Source organism: Vibrio sp. T3Y01, assembly GCF_013114525.1.
GTDB classification, from domain to species: Bacteria; Pseudomonadota; Gammaproteobacteria; order Enterobacterales; family Vibrionaceae; genus Vibrio; species Vibrio chagasii_B.
Map to the genome: position 1 here is coordinate 132,440 of NZ_VTXJ01000005.1, position 20,420 is coordinate 152,859.

At 43.1% G+C, this 20,420-nt stretch carries 18 protein-coding genes and 1 riboswitch; of the genes, 10 read left to right on the forward strand and 8 right to left on the reverse strand.

Annotated features, from left to right (window positions below; all coding sequences use genetic code 11):
• Positions 1–65 precede the first annotated feature (65 nt).
• Complete coding sequence (locus F0232_RS07470) at positions 66–2,291, forward strand: NADP-dependent isocitrate dehydrogenase (protein ID WP_105057385.1); 2,226 nt, start codon at positions 66–68, stop codon at positions 2,289–2,291.
• 269 nt (positions 2,292–2,560) lie between these two features.
• Here the strand turns inward: F0232_RS07470 and cspD are convergent, their stop codons facing one another.
• Positions 2,561–2,782 carry a cold shock domain-containing protein CspD gene (gene cspD, locus F0232_RS07475; protein ID WP_004737429.1) on the reverse strand — a complete coding sequence of 74 codons (222 nt, stop codon included), beginning with the start codon at positions 2,780–2,782 and terminating at the stop codon, positions 2,561–2,563.
• A gap of 569 nt (positions 2,783–3,351) precedes the next feature.
• Between cspD and clpS the strand changes: the two genes are divergently transcribed.
• Together clpS and clpA are read left to right on the forward strand one after the other, a co-directional pair.
• Positions 3,352–3,672, forward strand: a complete 321-nt coding sequence (clpS, locus tag F0232_RS07480) for an ATP-dependent Clp protease adapter ClpS (protein WP_004737430.1) — start codon at positions 3,352–3,354, stop codon at positions 3,670–3,672.
• 39 nt (positions 3,673–3,711) lie between these two features.
• Positions 3,712–5,985, forward strand: a complete 2,274-nt coding sequence (gene clpA, locus F0232_RS07485) for an ATP-dependent Clp protease ATP-binding subunit ClpA (protein WP_004737431.1) — start codon at positions 3,712–3,714, stop codon at positions 5,983–5,985.
• Positions 5,986–6,224: 239 nt separating this feature from the next.
• Here clpA and infA read toward each other — a convergent pair whose 3' ends face one another.
• The 3 genes from infA to aat form a co-directional block, all read right to left on the reverse strand.
• Positions 6,225–6,443: a translation initiation factor IF-1 gene (infA, locus tag F0232_RS07490; RefSeq protein WP_001040192.1), complete on the reverse strand. Its 219-nt coding sequence runs from the start codon at positions 6,441–6,443 to the stop codon at positions 6,225–6,227.
• An 81-nt stretch (positions 6,444–6,524) separates the two neighbouring features.
• The gene (locus F0232_RS07495; RefSeq protein ID WP_061034213.1) at positions 6,525–7,223 is read right to left on the reverse strand and encodes an arginyltransferase; all 699 of its coding nucleotides are present in this window, start codon (positions 7,221–7,223) and stop codon (positions 6,525–6,527) included.
• Positions 7,223–7,933 carry a leucyl/phenylalanyl-tRNA--protein transferase gene (gene aat / locus F0232_RS07500; protein ID WP_061034214.1) on the reverse strand — a complete coding sequence of 237 codons (711 nt, stop codon included), beginning with the start codon at positions 7,931–7,933 and terminating at the stop codon, positions 7,223–7,225. The genes F0232_RS07495 and aat overlap by 1 nt, the downstream gene beginning before the upstream one ends.
• A 53-nt stretch (positions 7,934–7,986) precedes the next feature.
• On the opposite strand from aat, the gene F0232_RS07505 reads away from it, so the two are divergent.
• Positions 7,987–8,442, forward strand: a complete 456-nt coding sequence (locus F0232_RS07505; protein WP_008220097.1) for a glycine zipper 2TM domain-containing protein — start codon at positions 7,987–7,989, stop codon at positions 8,440–8,442.
• Positions 8,443–8,604: 162 nt separating this feature from the next.
• Positions 8,605–9,885: a 3-phosphoshikimate 1-carboxyvinyltransferase gene (gene aroA / locus F0232_RS07510; RefSeq protein WP_061034215.1), complete on the forward strand. Its 1,281-nt coding sequence runs from the start codon at positions 8,605–8,607 to the stop codon at positions 9,883–9,885.
• Between the two features lie 62 nt (positions 9,886–9,947).
• Here the strand turns inward: aroA and F0232_RS07515 are convergent, their stop codons facing one another.
• Positions 9,948–10,193 carry a YciN family protein gene (locus tag F0232_RS07515; RefSeq protein WP_004737436.1) on the reverse strand — a complete coding sequence of 82 codons (246 nt, stop codon included), beginning with the start codon at positions 10,191–10,193 and terminating at the stop codon, positions 9,948–9,950.
• A gap of 439 nt (positions 10,194–10,632) precedes the next feature.
• Here F0232_RS07515 and topA point away from each other — a divergent pair, with 439 nt between their 5' ends.
• The 4 genes from topA to F0232_RS07535 all read left to right on the forward strand — a co-directional run bounded on the left by topA (position 10,633) and on the right by F0232_RS07535 (position 17,546).
• On the forward strand, positions 10,633–13,263 hold the full coding sequence (gene topA / locus F0232_RS07520; RefSeq protein WP_061034216.1) for a type I DNA topoisomerase: 2,631 nt from the start codon (positions 10,633–10,635) through the stop codon (positions 13,261–13,263).
• A gap of 524 nt (positions 13,264–13,787) precedes the next feature.
• Entirely contained in the window at positions 13,788–15,017 is a 1,230-nt protein-coding gene (gene glgC, locus F0232_RS07525) for a glucose-1-phosphate adenylyltransferase (protein ID WP_081090385.1), read from the forward strand.
• Positions 15,007–16,461 carry a glycogen synthase GlgA gene (gene glgA / locus F0232_RS07530; RefSeq protein ID WP_105057384.1) on the forward strand — a complete coding sequence of 485 codons (1,455 nt, stop codon included), beginning with the start codon at positions 15,007–15,009 and terminating at the stop codon, positions 16,459–16,461. Before glgC ends, glgA begins: the two co-directional genes overlap by 11 nt.
• A gap of 287 nt (positions 16,462–16,748) precedes the next feature.
• On the forward strand, positions 16,749–17,546 hold the full coding sequence (locus F0232_RS07535) for an alpha/beta fold hydrolase (RefSeq protein ID WP_008220088.1): 798 nt from the start codon (positions 16,749–16,751) through the stop codon (positions 17,544–17,546).
• Between the two features lie 122 nt (positions 17,547–17,668).
• Here the strand turns inward: F0232_RS07535 and F0232_RS07540 are convergent, their stop codons facing one another.
• A complete protein-coding gene (locus tag F0232_RS07540) occupies positions 17,669–17,986 on the reverse strand; it encodes a DUF2007 domain-containing protein (RefSeq protein WP_061034220.1) in 318 nt (105 codons plus the stop codon).
• Between the two features lie 29 nt (positions 17,987–18,015).
• Positions 18,016–18,696, reverse strand: a complete 681-nt coding sequence (locus F0232_RS07545; protein ID WP_061034221.1) for a TVP38/TMEM64 family protein — start codon at positions 18,694–18,696, stop codon at positions 18,016–18,018.
• A 369-nt stretch (positions 18,697–19,065) separates the two neighbouring features.
• Between F0232_RS07545 and F0232_RS07550 the strand changes: the two genes are divergently transcribed.
• Entirely contained in the window at positions 19,066–19,425 is a 360-nt protein-coding gene (locus F0232_RS07550) for a DUF3316 domain-containing protein (RefSeq protein ID WP_061034222.1), read from the forward strand.
• Positions 19,426–19,527: 102 nt separating this feature from the next.
• On the opposite strand, the gene F0232_RS07555 is transcribed toward F0232_RS07550, so the two are convergent.
• A complete protein-coding gene (locus F0232_RS07555; protein WP_081090386.1) occupies positions 19,528–20,118 on the reverse strand; it encodes a TfoX/Sxy family DNA transformation protein in 591 nt (196 codons plus the stop codon).
• A 127-nt stretch (positions 20,119–20,245) separates the two neighbouring features.
• A riboswitch (cyclic di-GMP riboswitch) is annotated at positions 20,246–20,331 on the reverse strand.
• Between the last annotated feature and the right edge of the window lie 89 nt (positions 20,332–20,420).

The window sequence follows — 20,420 nt, forward strand, 5'->3', positions numbered from 1 at the left end:
CTTACTGGTCAATTTATAACATTCTCACTATTCATGTGAGCTTGTAAGAACTATAGGGAAATTTCATGCCTACTGAAAAACCAACTATCATCTATACCATTACAGACGAAGCTCCGGCATTAGCAACATACTCTCTGCTGCCAATCATTCAATCTTTTACAGCTTCTTCAGGTATTGACGTTGATACTCGCGACATTTCACTTGCAGGGCGCATTATTGCCAACTTCCCTGACTACTTGAACGAAGAGCAACGTATTGGTGATGCATTAGCAGAGCTAGGTGAATTGGCTAAGACACCAGAAGCGAACATCATCAAGCTTCCAAACATTTCTGCGTCTGTACCTCAACTACAAGCAACAATCAAAGAGCTACAATCAAAAGGTTACGCACTTCCAAACTACCCAGAAGAAGCAAACACTGACGAAGAGAAAGCAGTAAAAGCGACTTACGATAAGATCAAGGGTAGTGCAGTAAACCCAGTATTGCGTGAAGGTAACTCAGATCGTCGTGCACCTCTGTCAGTTAAAAACTACGCGAAGAAAAACCCACACTCAATGGGTGCTTGGTCAGCAGACTCTAAGTCGCATGTTGCAAGCATGGAAGATAAAGACTTCTTCGGCAGCGAAAAATCGACAACAATTGATGGTGCGACTGAAGTAAGTATCGAGTTTGTAGGTAAAGATGGCGCTAAGAAAACATTGAAGCCAGCATTTGCACTGCAAGATAAAGAAATCATCGATTCATCAGTAATGAACAAAGCCGCTCTAGTCGCGTTTTTTGAAAAAGAAATCGCGTCAGCGAAAGAGCAAGGTGTGCTGCTTTCTCTACACATGAAGGCAACCATGATGAAAGTATCTGACCCTGTGATCTTTGGTCATGCGGTTAAGGTTTACTACAAAGACGTTTTTGCTAAGCACGGTCAGCTTTTCGAAGAGCTAGGTGTCGATGTTAATAATGGCATCGGTGATGTATACGCGAAGATCGCGTCACTGCCTCAAGATCAAAAATCGGCAATCGAAGCTGACTTACAAGCGGTATACGAAACTCAGCCACCACTTGCGATGGTAGATTCAGACCGTGGTATTACCAACCTACACGTACCAAGTGACATCATTGTTGACGCATCTATGCCTGCAATGCTGCGTTCTTCTGGCCAAATGTGGGATCCAGAAGGTAAGCAAAAAGATACCAAAGCAATGATCCCAGATCGTAGCTACGCGAGCATCTACCAAGCGGTAATTGATTTCTGTAAAGAGAACGGTGCTTTCGACCCAACAACTATGGGTAGCGTACCAAACGTTGGTCTAATGGCTCAAAAAGCAGAAGAGTACGGTTCTCATGATAAGACATTCATTCTAGAAGCTGCTGGTCAGGTTCAAGTCGTTGATGCTTCAGGTTCTGTGCTTCTTGAGCAAGATGTAGAAGAAGGCGACATCTTCCGTATGTGTCAGGTGAAAGATGCGCCAATCCAAGATTGGGTTAAGCTTGCTGTAACACGTGCTCGTGCTTCAGATACTCCTGCGGTATTTTGGCTAGATGAGTCTCGCGCACACGATGCAGAGCTTATTAAGAAAGTGAATGCTTACCTACCTGAACATGATACAGATGGTCTAGAGCTGAAGATTCTTTCTCCACTGGAAGCGACCAAGTTCTCTCTAGTTCGTATTAAAGAAGGTCTAGATACGATTTCGGTAACTGGTAACGTACTGCGTGATTACCTAACTGACCTGTTCCCAATCCTAGAGCTTGGCACGTCGGCTAAAATGCTATCAATCGTTCCACTAATGAACGGTGGTGGTCTATTTGAAACAGGCGCTGGCGGTTCTGCTCCTAAGCACGTTCAGCAAGTAGAGAAAGAAAACCACTTGCGTTGGGATTCTCTTGGTGAGTTCTTGGCACTAGCTGCATCTCTAGAGCACCTAAGTGTGGTTACAGGTAACGCTAAGGCTCAAGTTCTTGCTGATGCGCTTGATAAAGCGACAGGTGAATTCCTAGATAACAACAAGTCACCATCACGTCGAGTAGGTGAGCTTGATAACCGTGGTAGCCACTACTACCTAGCGGCATACTGGGCTAAAGCACTTGCAGAGCAAACTGCTGATGCTGACCTTGCAGCTGAATTTGCTGCAGTGGCAAGCCAGCTAGCTGAAAGCGAAGAAGCAATTGTAGCTGAGCTAAATAACGCACAAGGTGTTGCTGGCGATTTAGGTGGTTACTACCTATTTGATGATGCACTAGTTTCAGCATTGATGCGCCCAAGTGCTACATTAAACGCATTTATCGACGCTTAGGACGCAGCCTTTCTATGTGAGTGTTTTCTAAAGCGCTTACAGACGACATAATAAAAGACGCTTTAACGTAACCGTTAAAGCGTCTTTTTTGTTTCTGCCGTTTCAATGTCGATCCTGGTATCAAACTGCCTCTACGGAGAACATATGTTTCGCCCAAGATCAAAAAAACCGCTCATTGAACTCTGCATACAGGTATCAAAGGAGCGGTTTTCATAATCTGTTAACTTTCAAATAGTGCTATTTAGGTCAACACGATATGGCAGCTTTGCCTATTTACTGGCACTGCCTTCTACAGGAACAACGGAGCTTGCGTGCGAGCCTTTAGGTCCACTTTCTACTTCATAGTCGACCTGCTGACCAGCCTTTAAGGTTCTGTAACCTTCCATTTGTATTGTGGAGTAGTGCGCAAAGATATCGCCTTCTTCACCTTCTGGACAAATAAAGCCAAACCCTTTGGCATTGTTAAACCATTTTACTGTACCTGTAGCCATGCTATACATCCCTCATGCATTTTGTTACTAACGTTGTTTATATCAAATCAATGTAAGTTCGATTGACATCATTTCTACCAACCAAAGATGTTCAGTTGGTAGCTTGAATCTCTGACATTGCTTACGGAAATTAACGCTACCCTGCGTAATTATTCCTTATTGTTAAATTTTCAAGCGTGTTATGAAACTGTATTAGAAAAACCTTTTAGCTCCAATGTAGCTAATGATTGAGCACAGTCAATAGTAAATTGGTATAAAAGTGATCAATTTTAATAACAAATCACATTCGAGATTGCTCACAAACTATTAACCAAATAGTAACTTAGCGGCTATTGCATGATTAGCGTCAATAGTTGTGGCGTCTTTTTAATCAATCACATATGTTAATCCTGTGAATCGAGATCTTTTATTTGCAGCGATGGAAATGGTGGATTAGGCTCAGTATAGAGGAATATTTTTTGGTACTGTTTCTCGGTGCGGTTTCTTAGTACACCGTAAAGCGTGAATGTGGTAAATTTAAGTTACACAAACATTCACCACTTCCGAAAAATAACCCTTAGCAAAGCGATATGAGCAGAAACTTTGAATGGGCATCTCCAGGCTCAGATTTACTGGAGAAAGAAGCAACAAAAGTAAAGCCACCGGCAATGTATAACGTCGTACTGAATAACGATGATTACACGCCAATGGACTTTGTAATCGAGATCCTAGAGCGATTCTTCTCACTAGATATCGAAAAAGCAACGGAAGTGATGCTCAAGGTTCATTATGAAGGTAAAGCTATATGCGGCACATACAGTGCTGAAATAGCGGAAACAAAGGTAGCGCAAGTCACGATGTACTCAAAGGAAAATGAGCATCCGCTACTATGTACAATGGAGCAAGTATAAATTGCTCGAACAACACAGTTGTTCCCTTAGGAGGTACTTATGCTAAATAAAGAATTAGAGTCGAGTTTAAATGGCGCATTTGCTCGTGCGCGAGACAAGCGACATGAATTTATGACTGTCGAACACCTCCTACTAGCATTATTAGAAAATGATGCGGCCAAGGAAGCGCTCCAAGCTTGTCAGGCTGATCTCGATGCTCTTCGCAACGAGCTCGATATTTTTATTGATCAAACGACCCCACTTATCCCAGAAAGTGACGAAACTCGTGAGACTCAACCTACATTGAGTTTCCAACGAGTACTTCAACGTGCTGTTTTTCATGTCCAATCTTCAGGTCGCAGTGAAGTAACAGGTGCTAACGTACTTGTCGCTATTTTCAGTGAGCAAGAGTCTCACGCGGCATATCTTCTTAAGAAAAATGACATTAGCCGTTTAGATATCGTTAACTTCATCTCACACGGTATCACCAAAGCCAGTAACGAAGGCGATAGTGCTTCATCATCAGACTCATTTGGTGGTGCTGAAAATGCCGAAGAAGCAAATTCAGAAGACCGTTTAGAAAACTTTGCGACCAACCTTAATGAAGTGGCGAAGCAAGGTAATATTGATCCGCTAATTGGTCGTGACAAAGAGCTTGAGCGTACTATCCAAGTCCTATGTCGTCGCCGTAAGAACAACCCTCTACTGGTTGGTGAAGCGGGCGTAGGTAAAACGGCTATTGCTGAAGGCCTTGCATGGCGTATCGTTGAAGGACAGGTTCCTGAAATTATTCAGAGCAGTGTGATTTACTCTCTAGATATTGGTTCACTGCTTGCGGGTACTAAATATCGTGGTGATTTCGAGAAACGCTTTAAAGCGATTCTTAAGCAACTAGAGAAAGAAGAAGACGCGATTCTGTTCATCGATGAAATCCATACCATTATTGGTGCGGGCGCAGCATCGGGTGGTCAGGTAGATGCGGCTAACCTAATCAAGCCACTACTAAGCAGTGGTAAGTTGCGTTGTATCGGTTCAACGACATACCAAGAATACAGCAGTATTTTTGAGAAGGAGCGCGCGCTATCTCGTCGTTTCCAAAAAATCGATATTGTTGAGCCTTCATTAGATGATACGACTAAGATTCTGATTGGCTTGAAGCCAAAATACGAAGCTCACCACGAAGTACGTTACACCAACAAGGCGTTGCGTGCGGCTGTGGAGTTGTCTGCGAAATACATTAACGAACGTCACCTTCCTGATAAGGCGATCGATGTTATTGATGAAGCGGGTGCTCGTAGTCGTTTAGCTCCAGCAAGCCGTCGTAAGAAAACGGTAAGCGTGGCGGATATTGAGTCAATGGTTGCGAAAATGGCTCGTATTCCAGAGAAGTCAGTATCGTCTTCAGACAAAGATACGCTGCAGAAACTGGACGACCGCATGAAAATGTTGGTGTTCGGACAAGACCCAGCTATCGATGTATTGAGCGAAGCGATCAAGCTAACTCGTGCAGGACTTGGTGCTGACAATAAACCTGTTGGTTCATTCTTATTTGCTGGTCCTACTGGTGTTGGTAAAACTGAGGTGACGGTTCAACTGTCTAAACTGATGGGTATTGAACTGCTGCGCTTTGATATGTCTGAGTACGGTGAGCGTCACTCAGTGAGTCGCTTAATTGGTGCTCCTCCAGGTTATGTTGGATACGATCAAGGTGGTCTATTAACGGATGCGGTTATTAAGAACCCGCACTCGGTTGTACTGCTTGATGAGATCGAGAAAGCTCACCCAGACATCTTCAACCTACTACTTCAGGTGATGGATAACGGCACACTAACGGATAACAACGGTCGTAAAGCGGATTTCCGTAACGTGATCTTAGTAATGACAACCAACGCGGGTGTAGCTGAGACAGAGAAGAAATCGATCGGCCTGATCCAACAAGATCATGCACCAGATGCGATGGGTGAAATCAAGAAAGTGTTTACTCCTGAGTTCCGTAACCGTCTTGATAACATCATTTGGTTCAACAGCTTGGATCCAAGCGTGATTAGTCAAGTCGTCGACAAGTTCATTGTTGAGCTTCAGGTTCAACTGGACGCACGTGGTGTATCTCTAGAGGTTTCTGAAGACGCTCGTCACTGGTTAGCAGACAAAGGCTATGACAAGACAATGGGGGCTCGTCCAATGGGGCGTGTGATTCAAGAGAAGCTTAAGAAGCCTCTTGCGAATGAACTGTTGTTCGGTAGCTTAGTTGATGGTGGTACGGTTAAAGTAACACTGAAAAAAGACGAACTGCATTTTGTCTATGTTGGCGCTAAAGAAGAAGTGATGCACTAACGAAGTGGCGGATCGCTCAATAGTTTAGATACAAAACGCATGACTTAGGTTGTGCGTTTTTTTATGTTTTGAAGATACGAGATACGAGATACGAGATACGAGATACGAGATACGAGATACGAGATACGAGATACGAGATATAAGATACGAAGAAAAGCGGTTAAGACCAAGAGCCAAACGCTAGGCAATAAAAAACGGAGCATTAAGCTCCGTTTCTTATCGTATTCGATAATTAAAAATTAACGAGCACGGAAGACGATGCGGCCTTTAGAAAGGTCGTATGGAGTCATCTCAACAGTTACTTTATCACCAGTAAGAATACGGATGTAGTTCTTACGCATTTTACCAGAGATGTGTGCTGTCACTACGTGACCGTTTTCAAGCTCAACACGGAACATTGTGTTTGGTAGAGTATCAAGGACAGTGCCTTGCATCTCGATTACGTCTTCTTTAGCCATCTAATCCTCTTTCGAAACTTGGCGGTTTTCAACGGCTTGATTGTGCCGTCAAAATCAAAATATGTAAAGTTGTGGCGTATTCTACCCTTGCCACCGCTGATTTACTAGCCTTTGATGACGTTGAAATCGTACTTTATAGTTCATAGCAGGGCATTCATCGATTTGATAACCCAAATATAGCCACTGTTTGTGTTCTTTCTGAGCATGTTGGATTTGGAACAAAACGCCGAGAGTGCCCATGGATATATCGATATCTGGATCGAAAAAGGTATAAAACGCACTTGTACAGTGAGACATCACATCGGTAACAGCTATGCCAACGAGGTCGGTCTCGTTGTAAATATGCATGAACTTAGTGGTTAACCACTCATTTTGAGAAAATTGTAGAAACTCTTCTTTTTTAGGTGGGTACATCGTGCCTGAACGATGACGCGCGGTGATATAACGGCTATATAAATCAAACCAGTTTTCATCCATTTTATCTTTGAGCTCCCAACGAAAGGACTTCGCCTTGTTGAGAATTCTTCGCTGACTTTTGGAGAACTTAACATCGGGGATTGAAAGGCGAATCGCCTGACATGCCGAACAATTATCGCAATGTGGCTTATAGATGGTGGCACCGCTGCGACGAAAACCATTCGCTAGCAGAACTTCATAATTTTCTGAGGTGTGCATGTGCTCATCGAGCGTAACAGCGACTCTTTCCTCGAGGTGGGGGAGGTAGCTACATGCATGATTGTCTGTTAATCCAATTCTGATTTGTTGTAAATCTGGATTCATTAAGGCATTTCCTCTAGCCATTGGTTTTCAAAGCATACATCGTCAACAGACTTGTCTTTCAGTAATTGCAGAGAGCTGAGAAACTCTTCTCTTTCTACTTCTAATGCCCCCAAAGACTCCAAGTGAGGGTTCATGACTTGGCAATCAATGAGCTTCCCTCCAGACTGAGCAAAGTGGTTACAAAAATACCATAGTGCGATTTTCGAGGCATTGGTCTTTAAGCTAAACATGGATTCACCGCAAAAGACTTGTCCTTTTTGTAAGCCATACAGCCCACCGACTAGCTCGTCACCTTGCCACACTTCCACCGAGTGACAGAAACCTAACGAAGCGAGCTCTCGGTAAGCGGCCTGCATGTCGCTGTTTAGCCAGGTCTCTTCTTCAGGTCTTAGTGATGAGCAATAACCGATAACTCTATCCGTCGCTTGGTTGATACTGACACGGTAATTATGCTTTCTTTGAAACTTTTTAAGACTTTTCGATGGTTTGAATGTCTTAGGATTAAATACCGCTCGTGGTGCTGGGCTCCACCAAAGTATAGGCTCACCTGGGCCATACCATGGAAATATACCGTGACTATAAGCATTTAAGATTCGCATTGGCGACAGATCTCCCCCAAAAGCAAGAAGGCCATTTGGCTCATCCAGTGCATCGAAGGGAGATGGAAACTCTATACTAGTAGTATCGAGTTCAGTTAGGTATATAGTCATAAGTACCGCGTAACAGATTAATCATTGACCATGAGGTCATTAGGAGTTCTACCATGAAGAAGTTGCTTTGGATTTTACTTGTTTTGCCCATGTTGGCAAATGCAGCTTATAACCGAAATCAAGCTCGACCTGTGAATGAGGTTGTTTATGGTGAGATTGATACCGTGAGATATATTACTCAACAGGAGATAGTGGAATCGAAAGCGAGCGGCTGGGAAACACTATTAGGTGCCGCAATTGGTGGTTTAATTGGTAACCAATTTGGTGATGGTACAGGTAGAGAGGTGGCAACGGCTGTCGGTGCGGTTGCTGGGGCTGGAATCGCTCGAAACAGAGGTAATAGTCAATATCGAGTGGAGTATAAATTGGTTGAACTACTGGTTAAAACCAAAGATGACAAGCTAGTCAACATTATCCAAGACGTCGATAGCACGATGTTATTTAACCGAGGTGACGACGTGCGAATTCTTTATTTTTCAGATGGCGTTCGTGTCGATCTCGTGTACTAGTATAAAAATACGATTGGTTGGCTAATTTATCACCTTTTTGAAGGGGATTAGCTCTGGAGTTCATTGGAAAAGTTCGTTAGTCTGCAAGTACGAAGAATTATTCATCACCCGAAAATAAATACTCGCCAGTGACTTCGGGTGGTACAAGGACTAAAAGATTTAATGGAAAGCCTTACGTTACAACCAATTCAAAAAGTGAGTGGGGAAGTTAACCTACCTGGCTCTAAAAGTGTTTCTAACCGTGCGCTTCTTTTGGCTGCGCTTTCAACTGGAACGACTCGCCTAACTAACTTATTAGACAGTGATGACATTCGCCACATGCTGAATGCTCTGACCCAGTTAGGTGTAGATTATCAGCTCTCTGCGGACAAAACCGTATGTGAAGTGACGGGCGTTGGTGGTGCATTTTCAAGCGACAAAGCTCTCGAACTTTTCTTAGGTAACGCGGGTACTGCGATGCGTCCGCTTGCGGCTGCGCTTTGTTTAGGCCGTGGTGAATACGTTCTAACTGGTGAGCCGCGCATGAAAGAGCGCCCGATTGGCCACCTAGTAACTGCTCTACGAGAAGCTGGCGCTGGCGTTGAATATTTAGAAAATGAAAACTACCCACCGTTGAAAATCACAGGCACGGGTCTGAAAAGCGGTACGGTTTCGATCGACGGTTCTATTTCTAGCCAATTTTTGACTGCATTTTTGATGGCAGCACCGTTAGCAGAAGGTGAAGTGACCATCAAGATTGAGGGTGAATTGGTTTCTAAGCCATACATCGATATCACGCTACACATTATGAAACAATTTGGTGTGGACGTGGTCAACAATGACTACCAAGAATTTGTTATTCCAACGGGTCAATCATACAAAGCACCAGGTGATTTCCTTGTCGAGGGCGATGCATCTTCCGCGTCTTACTTCCTAGCAGCAGCTGCGATTAAAGGCGGTGAAATTAAGGTAACGGGTATTGGTAAAAACAGTATCCAAGGTGATATCCAATTTGCTGATGCACTCGAAAAAATGGGTGCTGAAATTGAATGGGGTGATGACTACGTTATCTCTCGTTGTGGTGAGCTGAAGGGCATTGATATGGACTACAACCACATTCCTGATGCAGCAATGACGATTGCGACCACTGCACTGTTTGCAAAAGGCACAACAGCGATTCGTAACGTCTACAACTGGCGTGTGAAAGAGACCGATCGTCTTGCGGCCATGGCAACCGAACTACGTAAAGTTGGTGCTGAGGTAGAAGAGGGTGAAGACTACATCATCGTTAATCCAGTGGCTGAATTGAAACATGCGGCGATTGATACTTACGATGATCACCGTATGGCAATGTGTTTTTCATTGGTCGCGCTAAGCGATACGCCGGTAACGATTAATGATCCAGGTTGTACATCAAAGACATTCCCTGACTACTTCGACAAACTGAAGATGCTGAGTCAATAAGAATGCTAAGTTGATATAAGCTCAGGAAGTAAAAAAGCTTGCCTAAATGGCAAGCTTTTTAATTACTGCTGAAGCGTAAATTCTTTTGAAAGATGGTGCGCTAAGTATTTAAACATGTTAAATACTGCGGTTGTATTCTCTGTCGGCATCCCATTGCTGTCTAGGAAGTATTCGCCTTTGAAGACGAGTACATCGTCTTTCTCTACTACGCTGTTTGCGCGCATGCCTTCAATGTAGTCATCATGTGATTGGATAATTTGGTTTGCGATAAGCAGTAAATCAAATTCTGCTATTACTTTCTTTGTCATGAGTTTATCTCTGATAACTGAATATAACGTTGAGTTTATGGTGTCGAACTAGAAATTCAATGATTTCACAACCGATTAAGAGAGTCTTTTCGAATATCCACAATTTATTTTGTGATTTATGGCAAAAATAATGGAATGGGGCTCGCGTTCGATTCATGGACAAGCTTAGTATGAGCCCGTTTAGAGTTAGTGCCTGATGAATAGGCCCTTGCTAGTATTCTTTTCGAGTACTTTATAGCTTCTTTATATTGTGACCCTTTTATCTGTGAGTCGACGAATTGTCGAGCGATCAGATCCAATTTTGAAAAAAGCGGTTGATCTTCTAGTAATCTCGCACAATAGTAAAAAAAGAAGCAATGAATTTAGAATATCATGCGTAAAAGCCCACAAGTTAAATTGTTGGTGCTAAAGCATCGTGATTAAGGACGTTAGAGTCAATATGGGTAAATCGCTCGTTATAGTGGAGTCGCCGGCCAAGGCTAAAACTATCAATAAATACCTTGGCAAAGACTTTGTCGTTAAGTCGAGTGTAGGTCACGTACGTGACTTACCAACGGCAGGTCAAAGTACTGGTAAAAAGGCTGCTGCAGTTTCAACAAAGGGTATGAGCCCAGAAGAAAAAGCTCGTATCAAGAAAGAAAAAGATCGCAAAGCTCTTATCAAAAAGATGGGTATTAACCCGTATAAAGAGTGGGAAGCAAATTACCAAGTATTACCGGGTAAAGAAAAAGTTGTTGCTGAACTGCAAAAACTGGCTGAGAACGCAGACCATGTTTATCTCGCAACCGATTTGGACCGCGAAGGAGAAGCTATCGCATGGCACCTTCGTGAGATCATCGGTGGCGATGAAACGCGATACAAGCGAGTGGTGTTTAACGAAATCACCAAGAACGCAATTCAACAAGCTTTTGAAACTCCAGGTGAGCTAAACATCGATGGCGTAAACGCACAGCAAGCACGACGTTTTATGGACCGTGTTGTTGGCTTTATGGTGTCACCTCTGCTTTGGAAGAAAGTAGCACGAGGCCTATCCGCTGGCCGTGTTCAATCAGTTGCTGTAAAGCTTCTTGTTGAGCGTGAGCGCGAGATCAACGCCTTTATTCCGGAAGAGTTTTGGGATGTGCATGCTGATACCAAAACAGCAGAAAAAACAGATTTTAGACTTCAAGTAGCTCAGAAAGACGGTGTTGCGTTTAAACCTGAAAACGAAGCGCAAACGCAAGCTGCATTGAGTGTTCTTGAGAAAGCACAATACGAAGTATGTAAACGTGAAGACCGCCCGACGAAGAGTAAGCCGTCTGCACCGTACATTACTTCAACGCTTCAACAGGCTGCGAGTACCCGTCTTGGTTACGGCGTAAAGAAAACCATGATGTTGGCTCAACGCCTATACGAAGCGGGCTACATTACTTATATGCGTACTGACTCAACTAACTTGAGTTCAGAAGCGGTAGAAGCAGCTCGTGAATACATCGGTTCTGAGTTTGGTGCAGAGTACCTGCCACCTAAAGCGCTAGTATACGGTAGCAAAGAGGGCGCTCAAGAGGCTCACGAAGCGATCCGTCCTTCAAGCGTTGATGTTAAGTCAGAAGACTTAAACGGCGTAGACGCAGACGCACACAAGCTTTACTCACTGATCTGGAATCAATTCGTAGCGTGTCAAATGACGCCTGCGCAGTACGACTCAACAACAGTAAGCGTGAAAGCTGAAGAGTACACATTAAAAGCGAAAGGTCGCATCCTTAAATTTGACGGTTGGACTCGTGTTCAACGTCCGATGGGTAAAAACGAAGATACGATCCTGCCTGCAGTGCAAATTGGCGATAAGCTGGATCTCGTTGCATTGGATCCTAAGCAACACTTTACTAAGCCACCGGCTCGTTTCACTGAAGCGGCGCTTGTTAAAGAGCTTGAGAAACGTGGTATCGGTCGTCCTTCAACATACGCGTCGATCATCTCTACTATTCAAGATCGTGGTTACGTGAAAGTTGAACAGCGCCGTTTTTATGCTGAGAAGATGGGTGAGATTGTTACCGACCGTTTAGACGGTAGCTTCAATGACCTAATGAACTACGACTTTACGGCTCGTATGGAGCAGAAGTTAGACCAAATCGCTGAAGGTGAAGCAAGCTGGAAAGGCGTGCTAGATAATTTCTTCAAAGATTTTACCGGTGATCTGGAAAAAGCGGATCTTGATGAAGATGCAGGCGGCATGAAGCCAAACCACATCGTAGAAACTGATATCGAGTGTCCAACTTGTGGCCGTAATATGGGTATTCGTACTGCTTCGACAGGCGTATTCTTAGGGTGTTCTGGTTATGCACTTCCACCAAAAGAGCGTTGTAAGACAACGATTAACCTTGGTGATGAAGAAGGTATTATCAACGTTCTTGAAGAAGATGTTGAAACAGCTGCCCTTCGTGCTAAAAAGCGTTGCCCAATTTGTGAAACGGCAATGGATGCTTATCTGATTGATGATAAGCGTAAGATGCACGTATGTGGTAATAACCCGAACTGTGAAGGTTACGTGGTTGAACACGGCGAATTCAAAGTAAAAGGCTATGATGGTCCGCTTGTTGAGTGTGACAAGTGTGGCTCAGATATGGTTCTGAAGAATGGTCGTTTCGGTAAGTACATGGATTGTACGAGTGAAGATTGTAAGAACACTCGTAAAATTTTGAAAAACGGCGAAGTTGCGCCACCAAAAGAAGACCCAGTACATTTCCCTGAACTTCCATGTGAAAATTCAGATGCGTACTTTGTGCTTCGTGATGGTGCTTCTGGTCTATTCATGGCAGCAAGTAACTTCCCTAAATCACGCGAAACTCGTGCTCCTTTAGTGGAAGAGTTAGTTCGCTTTAAAGACCGTATTTCACCGAAGTTCCAATACCTGACTACAGCACCAGTTGCTGATCCAGACGGTAAGCCGACAGTGGTTCGTTTTAGTCGTAAGACAAAAGAGAACTACGTTCGTACAGAAGTGGATGGTAAGCCTTCTGGTTGGACCGCCTTGTACATTGACGGTAAATGGGAAGTAACGGATAAACGTAAAAAGCCCAAAGAAAAGTAACTGAACGTTATTGATATAAAAAGCAGCCAATAGGCTGCTTTTTTTCGACTCATATATGACTAATTATGCAACTCATTGAAATTGAGTCTTAGTTGTAATTATTTATTAAATTCACAGGGTAAAATAAATTAAGAGATTAATCACACTATCTTATGTAACTGTAACGAATGTGTAACTTAATTAGAATATTGTAACTCACAGATCAGCATTTAGTTGTATACCCGATGTGTGTCGAGTGTTAATGTAATGTTTCGCCCAGACGGTGTAATGTGAGCTGCTTTAAGTCTTAGGAAAGCAATCAGTTTACATAGCACAGAATGGCGTATTAAAAATTGAAATCGGCAGGAAAGTCGATAACGTATATAAAACCAAGTGCAAAGAATAGTGCACACATAACAACGTTTGGCTTAGGATACTGTCACTGTATGTGAATGGATATTCGCTAAGTACCGAAAACATTGTTAGTGCTCATCCCCCAGAGGAAGATACCTCTACGAGCACTGACATCGACAAGCTATAAATATATGGAGAATAAAATGGCTGGTGTATTGGGAATGATTCTTGCTGGTGGTGAAGGCTCTCGTTTAAGACCTTTAACTGAATCGCGCAGCAAACCCTCGGTTCCTTTCGGTGGTAGTTACCGCTTAATTGATTTCGCTTTAAATAACTTCGTTAACGCGGATCTAATGAAGATCTATGTATTAACGCAGTTCAAGTCACAGTCACTGTTCCACCACATGAAAAAAGGTTGGAATATCAGTGGTATAACAGATCGTTTTATCGACCCAATCCCTGCTCAAATGCGCACAGGTAAGCGTTGGTATGAAGGCACTGCAGATGCGATCTATCAAAACCTTCGCTTTATGCAGCTAGAAGAACCGGACCAAGTTTGTATCTTTGGTTCTGACCACATCTACAAAATGGATATTAAGCAGATGCTTGATTTCCACAAAGAGAAGAAAGCGGCACTAACGGTATCAGCACTGCGTATGCCTCTTGCAGAAGCGTCTGAGTTTGGTGTCATTGAGGTTGATGCTGAAGGCCGTATGGTCGGCTTTGAAGAGAAGCCTGCTAACCCTAAACCAATTCCAGGTGACCCTGATTCTGCATTGGTTTCTATGGGTAACTACGTATTTGAAGCAAATGAGCTTTTTGCAGAGCTGGTTGAAGATGCGGATAAAGAAGATTCAACTCATGACTTCGGTAAAGATATCATTCCAAATATGTTCCCGCGTGGTGACGTGTTTGTTTACGATTTCAGTACTAACCGCATTACAGGTGAGAAAGAAGAAGTTTACTGGCGCGATGTAGGTACGATTGACGCGTACTGGCAAGCTCACATGGACCTTCTTGAGAAAGATGCACCATTCTCACTATACAACCGCAAGTGGCCACTACACACTTACTACCCACCATTACCACCTGCGACGTTTACAGACTCGGCTAATGGTCGTGTTCAAATCATCGATAGCTTAGTGTGTAACGGTAGTTATGTTCGTGGTTCTCGTATCGAGAAGTGTGTACTTGGCTTCCGCAGCAACATCGCATCAGCGTGTGATATCAGTGAGAGTATCTTATTGGGCGACGTAAAAGTGGGCGAGGGCTGTGTACTTCGTCGTGTTATCGTCGATAAAGATGCAGACATCGCACCGGGTACACAGATTGGTGTAAACCTGAAAGAAGACAAAAAGCATTACCACGTCTCTGACGATGGTGTAGTAGTAATCCCTAAAGGAGCACGAGTTGGTTACTAAGACTCTCTCGGTACTTTTTGTAGCGTCTGAAGTTGAAGGCTTGATTAAAAGCGGTGGCTTGGCTGATGTAGCCAAGGCACTGCCTAAAGCGTTACAAACACTCGAACAGGACGTTCGAGTGACCATCCCCGCTTACCGCAACATTCCAAATATTGATTCTGCAGAAGTTGTTCTAGCAACAGAGCTCGATCATTGGCCTCATACGGCTTATCAAGTTAAGAAGTTAAGCGTTGAAGGGGTACAAGTGTTTGGTATTGAATGTGCTAAATACTTCGACCGTCCAGAAATGTACGCTGAAAATAATCAGGCTTATGCTGATAATGGCGAGCGCTTTTCGTTCTTCAGTGCAGCATGTTTGGATATGCTTCCTAAGCTTGGTTTCCAACCAGATATTATTCACGCGAACGATTGGCATACAGGCTTTGTTCCTTTCTTGCTTAAATCTCGCTACCAACAGCATGAATTCTTTGAGAACACGCGCAGTGTTATTTCAATCCACAACGCGGTGTTCAAAGGCGTATTCTCATACGATGAGCTGCAATGTCTTCCTGAAATGCACAGTCGTAATGTTCCGGAAGCTGCGGTCAGTGATACGCACGTGACGATGCTAAAAGCTGGTGTCTTGTGCGCTGATAAAGTCAACGCAGTAAGCCCTACGTATGCACAAGAGCTAAAAACAGAGCTTGGTAGTCATGGCATGGCGGCAGAATTTCAATGTAGAGCTTCAGACTTAGTCGGAATCTTAAATGGTTGTGACTACGGTGCTTGGAATCCGGAAACGGATGCATTCCTTCCTCGTAAATACAAAGCGACCAAACACAGCATGGCGCGTGGAAAGTCAGCGTGTAAGCAGAAACTGCAACAAGACGTCGGCTTGCCGGTTATCGATTGTGCCGTGTACGGGATGGTTTGTCGTCTAACGAACCAGAAAGGTGTTCACTACTTGCTGCCTATCATTGAACAATTCTTGAAGAACGATCTTCAGATTGTGATTGTAGGTACGGGTGACCCTGTTTTAGCGAGCCAATTGAAAGAGTTATCGGCACTGCATTCAGAAAAATTCTCATTTGTAGAGGCATACAACAATGAGTTAGCTCACTTAGTTGAAGCCGGTTCTGACTTTTTCTTGATGCCTTCTGAATTTGAACCTTGTGGTTTAAACCAGATCTACAGTATGGCTTATGGCACCTTACCAATCGTTCGCTCTGTCGGTGGTTTAAAAGACAGTGTTGATGATTATGACGAGGAGCCAGAGGTGGCGACCGGCTTTGCTTTTGAAGAGCCGACTCCGCAAGCTTTGTTGGCCGTGCTACACCGCTCATTGTTACTCTATGCACAAAACCCGTCTGAAATTAAGCGTGTTCAGCTTTATGCGATGCAACAAGACTTTAGCTGGGAAGATGCGGCGAAAGAGTATTTAACGATGTATCACTCAGCCATCTAGTCGCCTGTTTAGATTTTTAGCAGGCACTAACATCAAATGGTTAAAAACCTTATTAAATTAAGGCGCTCTGACAACAGGGCGCCTTTTGCTATCTGGTCTGAGTACATCACGTTTAGAAAGACAAAGCTTGCAAACTCATTTAAGTCAGGTAGAAAAGGAAGTGAAGTATTCATGGTGCTAATGATAGGTTTGACACTATTATCACCTAATCTTCTTAATAGCGTGATATCCTTAGTCATCGCCTTGTGATGAGGCCTAGCTCCATTTTTATAATTAAAGCGATAGGTATGTCTGAAAGTTTATTATTTCATAAAACATTTACTCACCCTACTAGCGATGAGTGGGTGGTATTTGTGCATGGTGCCGGAGGTAGCTCCTCTATTTGGTTCAAGCAGATCAAGGCGTATAAACAGCATTTCAACCTGCTCCTCATTGACCTGAGAGGGCATGGTAAATCAGACAACATACTTAAAGAGCTGATATCAAACCGTTATACATTCAAAGCTGTCACGCTTGATATTCTTAAAGTATTAGACCACCTTAAAATCCGCTCCGCACACTTCGTTGGTATGTCGTTAGGAACCATTATTGTCCGTAATGTTGCGGAGTTAGCGGCAGGGCGTGTGCGTTCAATGGTATTAGGTGGTGCGGTAACTAAACTCAACACCCGTTCGCAAGTATTGGTTAAGCTAGGAAATCTAAGCAAACACATCATTCCTTACATGTGGCTTTATAGCCTTTTTGCTTACATAGTGATGCCACAAAAAAGCCAAAAAGAGTCTCGTCACCTGTTTATTCGTGAAGCCAAAAAGCTGTGTCAAAAAGAGTTTAAACGTTGGTTTATATTAACGGCTGATGTGAACCCCTTAATGAAATATTTCAAAGATAGGGAGTTACCGATACCAACCCTTTATCTGATGGGAGAGCGTGACTACATGTTTATCAAGCCCGTTAAAGAAATGGTTGAGGCGCACGAGTCAAGTGAACTGGTCGAAATTGCTAACTGTGGTCATGTGTGTAATGTTGAAAACCCTGAAGAATTCAACCAGCACTCTATCGAGTTTATCCAAAAGCAAATCCAGTGATTTCTAAGTCGGTCATTTGAACTCATAATAGAATTGAAATAAAAACGGGAAGCTATTTGTAGCTTCCCGTTTTTGTTTTGAGGATAAATCAGATGAAGCGGCTAAGACCTCATTAAGCTCGTCTACTCAGGAGAGTTAGCTCCGCATTGCCAACAAGAACCAAATTGTGCTTCGTTCACTTCATGACATTCACTGCAGCGCCACTCTTCATAGATGATAGAATCTTGCTGTTTTTGGTAGTCATTGACAATAGCACGCGCCTTAGTGGCCATTTCTGGCTCATATAGCCATACGTATGGGTCAGTTTCTTCTGTGAACGGGATTTCCCCTTTCAAACCAAACAAACCCTCACCACGGACTTCACAGGCAATATTCTCACTTTCTAGGAGTCCGCAGATGATATGTGCCTCTGTCGGATTTGATGCACTGAAGATTTTCATTGATATAGAACCTTATCCGGCCACAATTATTATTCCGCAACCGGTGCTGAACGAAACTTGCTCATCAACCATTTAGCGATAATTGGGAACACCCCCAATAATGCAAATGACAATAGTACAGAAGGTGAAACGATGCCTGAAAGCGAATCAATTTCTGCGAGTTGGGTACCAGCATTCAAGAAGACTGCAGTACCAGGCAACATGCCGATTTGGCTTGTTACATAGTAGCGAGTCACCGACATGGGTGTTAAGCCCATCAGCAGGTTGATAAGGAAAAACGGAAACACTGGGATAAGTCGCAAAGAAAACAAGTAAAAAGCGCCGTCTTTTTCAACGCCTTTATTAATCGTAGTGAGTTTGTCGCCAAACTTAGTTTGAATCCAGTCTCGCAGTAGGTAACGACTACTCAAAAAGGCAAGAGTTGCGCCTATTGCACTGGCGAAAGATACCAATAACAAACTATTCCAGAAGCCAAACAGCGCAGCACCAAGTAGTGTAACAACGGCTGCTCCCGGGATGGAGAAGGCGGTGATCAATACATATGCGATAAAGTACGTCGCCGCGGCGGCAATAAAGTTACTTTCAATGTAGTCGTTTAGCACCGCTTGCTGTGCTTTGGCGTTTTCGAGCGTGAGGTATTGGCCAAAATTAATGCCTAATAAAACGATCGTTACGACCAATACAATACCTAATATCATTTTCTTACTCATTGATACTTCCTCAAATTTTCAATGCATACCATTAGTATAGATAGACAGGCAAAGCATAGATTAACTTTCATAAGATAATAAAAAACTATTTAGTCTAGGTGATGAATTAGGTTTGACCCGCTAACCCAATTAGTTAGCCTTGTGTTAGTGATATAGATAGATGTGGAAAAATACTCGTTTATTAGAAGGTGGTAACGCTCTACTAGAGACTTGTTTTGCCTAAATTATTTCAATCGTAATAATTTGTACCACGTAAAAAGTGACAAAAAGTTGAAAGAGTTTTGGTCTTGGCTCGTTCTATATACGTAACAATCGAGGCATGAAGATTGTTTTAGATAATTATTCAGGCAGACAACTAAGGAGCTAGCTATGAAATTATTATCAATGATAACGGTTATCGCTACAACAGGCCTTCTCTCTTTCCAAGCTATGGGTTCGGGTATCTATCATAGAGCCGCTGTAGAATCTAAAATCTTTAAAGGGGATGTAGTGGCGAGCCAATCACAGGCTTACGAATCTGGAAAACAAATCTGGATGGATATAAACGGCAAAGGCTCATATGAGCTTAGCAAAATCCTACCTCAAGCATCGGAAAAGGTAGACGTGCGTTCGTTTGAAATTAGAAACGGGAGCATTAAAGTTAAAGAGATAATGAATTCTTCTGGAGAGATTAACTTCGTTCCGATGGTCAAAGTAGACTTTAAGTATAATTATCGCCCATCCTTTTAGGGTATTGATAGAGCATTAAGGCCGCAGACTATCTAACATTCAGAATCGAAAAAAAAGCCGCAGAAATGCGGCTTAGTTGTATAAAAAGGTGTACTGAAAATGTTAATTGACGCGACTGATAAGCTCTTCACGACGTTGCTGCGGGATAACCGACCAATGGGTGCCATTGATCGCCCCCTCTAGTGCCCAAAGCAGTTCAATACTGACGGAGGACGCATGAGAATCCTTGATGGCATTAAATGCGTTTACAGAGCCAGATTCATATAAACGTTCTACGGAATCAATTCCAGCTTTCTTCAACATGCGCTCGGTGGCGAGTCGAAGATTCGGGAGGTCTTTGAGTCGAGTTGGCTTAGCAGCGGACTGTTCAGCTTTCTCTTCTTTTGCAAAGCCCAGAGACGTAGTCGCAAGCTGCAAGATTTTCTCTTGGTCTTGCCATAAGCCTTCGGGTAGAGCGAAATATTTAGTTACGACAGGGAAACCACGCTTTTTGTAGACGTACGGTTGAAACCCTTGTTGCTCGAACTGTTTTGTTGTGCCTTTGTCTGCTCGTATGTGCAACTGGTCATTAACAACCAGAGCAAACATAGTGTCATCAGCAAAAAGACCGAATCCACCAAACATTGAGCGTGATTTTATTTTTCCTAGGGGCTCAAATAACTTCATTGAGTCCTTTAGTATCGGTTTATCCATGTTATTTATCTCGGTGTATTTGAACTACGCCACCAAATAAGCAGGTCCGAGAGATTAGCAAAATGTTGCAATTACATTGTCAATAAGCCGTAAATTACTAAATTATTAGTAGTTACTGCATTTTGCCATCGGTAACCCCGCTACCATACCAACGAGTGGTTTAGGCCGGAAGCTTTGCGTCTCACCTTTTCAAGTGATTTGCCCTGTGCGTGACTGATTGAATAGAATAAAGTTTTTGTTGAATGAGGCTCACACTTGTTATTTCAAAGTGTGATACTGCTTCAATTAATGATCTTTATTAT

Bases quoted from the DNA above. Each gene is read 5' to 3' on its own strand.
- F0232_RS07470 (WP_105057385.1), top strand. From the start codon at position 66: ATGCCTACTGAAAAACCAACTATCATCTATACCATTACAGACGAAGCT.
- cspD (WP_004737429.1), bottom strand. From the start codon at position 2,782: ATGGCTACAGGTACAGTAAAATGGTTTAACAATGCCAAAGGGTTTGGC.
- clpS (WP_004737430.1), top strand. From the start codon at position 3,352: ATGAGCAGAAACTTTGAATGGGCATCTCCAGGCTCAGATTTACTGGAG.
- clpA (WP_004737431.1), top strand. From the start codon at position 3,712: ATGCTAAATAAAGAATTAGAGTCGAGTTTAAATGGCGCATTTGCTCGT.
- infA (WP_001040192.1), bottom strand. From the start codon at position 6,443: ATGGCTAAAGAAGACGTAATCGAGATGCAAGGCACTGTCCTTGATACT.
- F0232_RS07495 (WP_061034213.1), bottom strand. From the start codon at position 7,223: ATGAATCCAGATTTACAACAAATCAGAATTGGATTAACAGACAATCAT.
- aat (WP_061034214.1), bottom strand. From the start codon at position 7,933: ATGACTATATACCTAACTGAACTCGATACTACTAGTATAGAGTTTCCA.
- F0232_RS07505 (WP_008220097.1), top strand. From the start codon at position 7,987: ATGAAGAAGTTGCTTTGGATTTTACTTGTTTTGCCCATGTTGGCAAAT.
- aroA (WP_061034215.1), top strand. From the start codon at position 8,605: ATGGAAAGCCTTACGTTACAACCAATTCAAAAAGTGAGTGGGGAAGTT.
- F0232_RS07515 (WP_004737436.1), bottom strand. From the start codon at position 10,193: ATGACAAAGAAAGTAATAGCAGAATTTGATTTACTGCTTATCGCAAAC.
- topA (WP_061034216.1), top strand. From the start codon at position 10,633: ATGGGTAAATCGCTCGTTATAGTGGAGTCGCCGGCCAAGGCTAAAACT.
- glgC (WP_081090385.1), top strand. From the start codon at position 13,788: ATGGAGAATAAAATGGCTGGTGTATTGGGAATGATTCTTGCTGGTGGT.
- F0232_RS07535 (WP_008220088.1), top strand. From the start codon at position 16,749: ATGTCTGAAAGTTTATTATTTCATAAAACATTTACTCACCCTACTAGC.
- F0232_RS07540 (WP_061034220.1), bottom strand. From the start codon at position 17,986: ATGAAAATCTTCAGTGCATCAAATCCGACAGAGGCACATATCATCTGC.
- F0232_RS07545 (WP_061034221.1), bottom strand. From the start codon at position 18,696: ATGAGTAAGAAAATGATATTAGGTATTGTATTGGTCGTAACGATCGTT.
- F0232_RS07550 (WP_061034222.1), top strand. From the start codon at position 19,066: ATGAAATTATTATCAATGATAACGGTTATCGCTACAACAGGCCTTCTC.
- F0232_RS07555 (WP_081090386.1), bottom strand. From the start codon at position 20,118: ATGGATAAACCGATACTAAAGGACTCAATGAAGTTATTTGAGCCCCTA.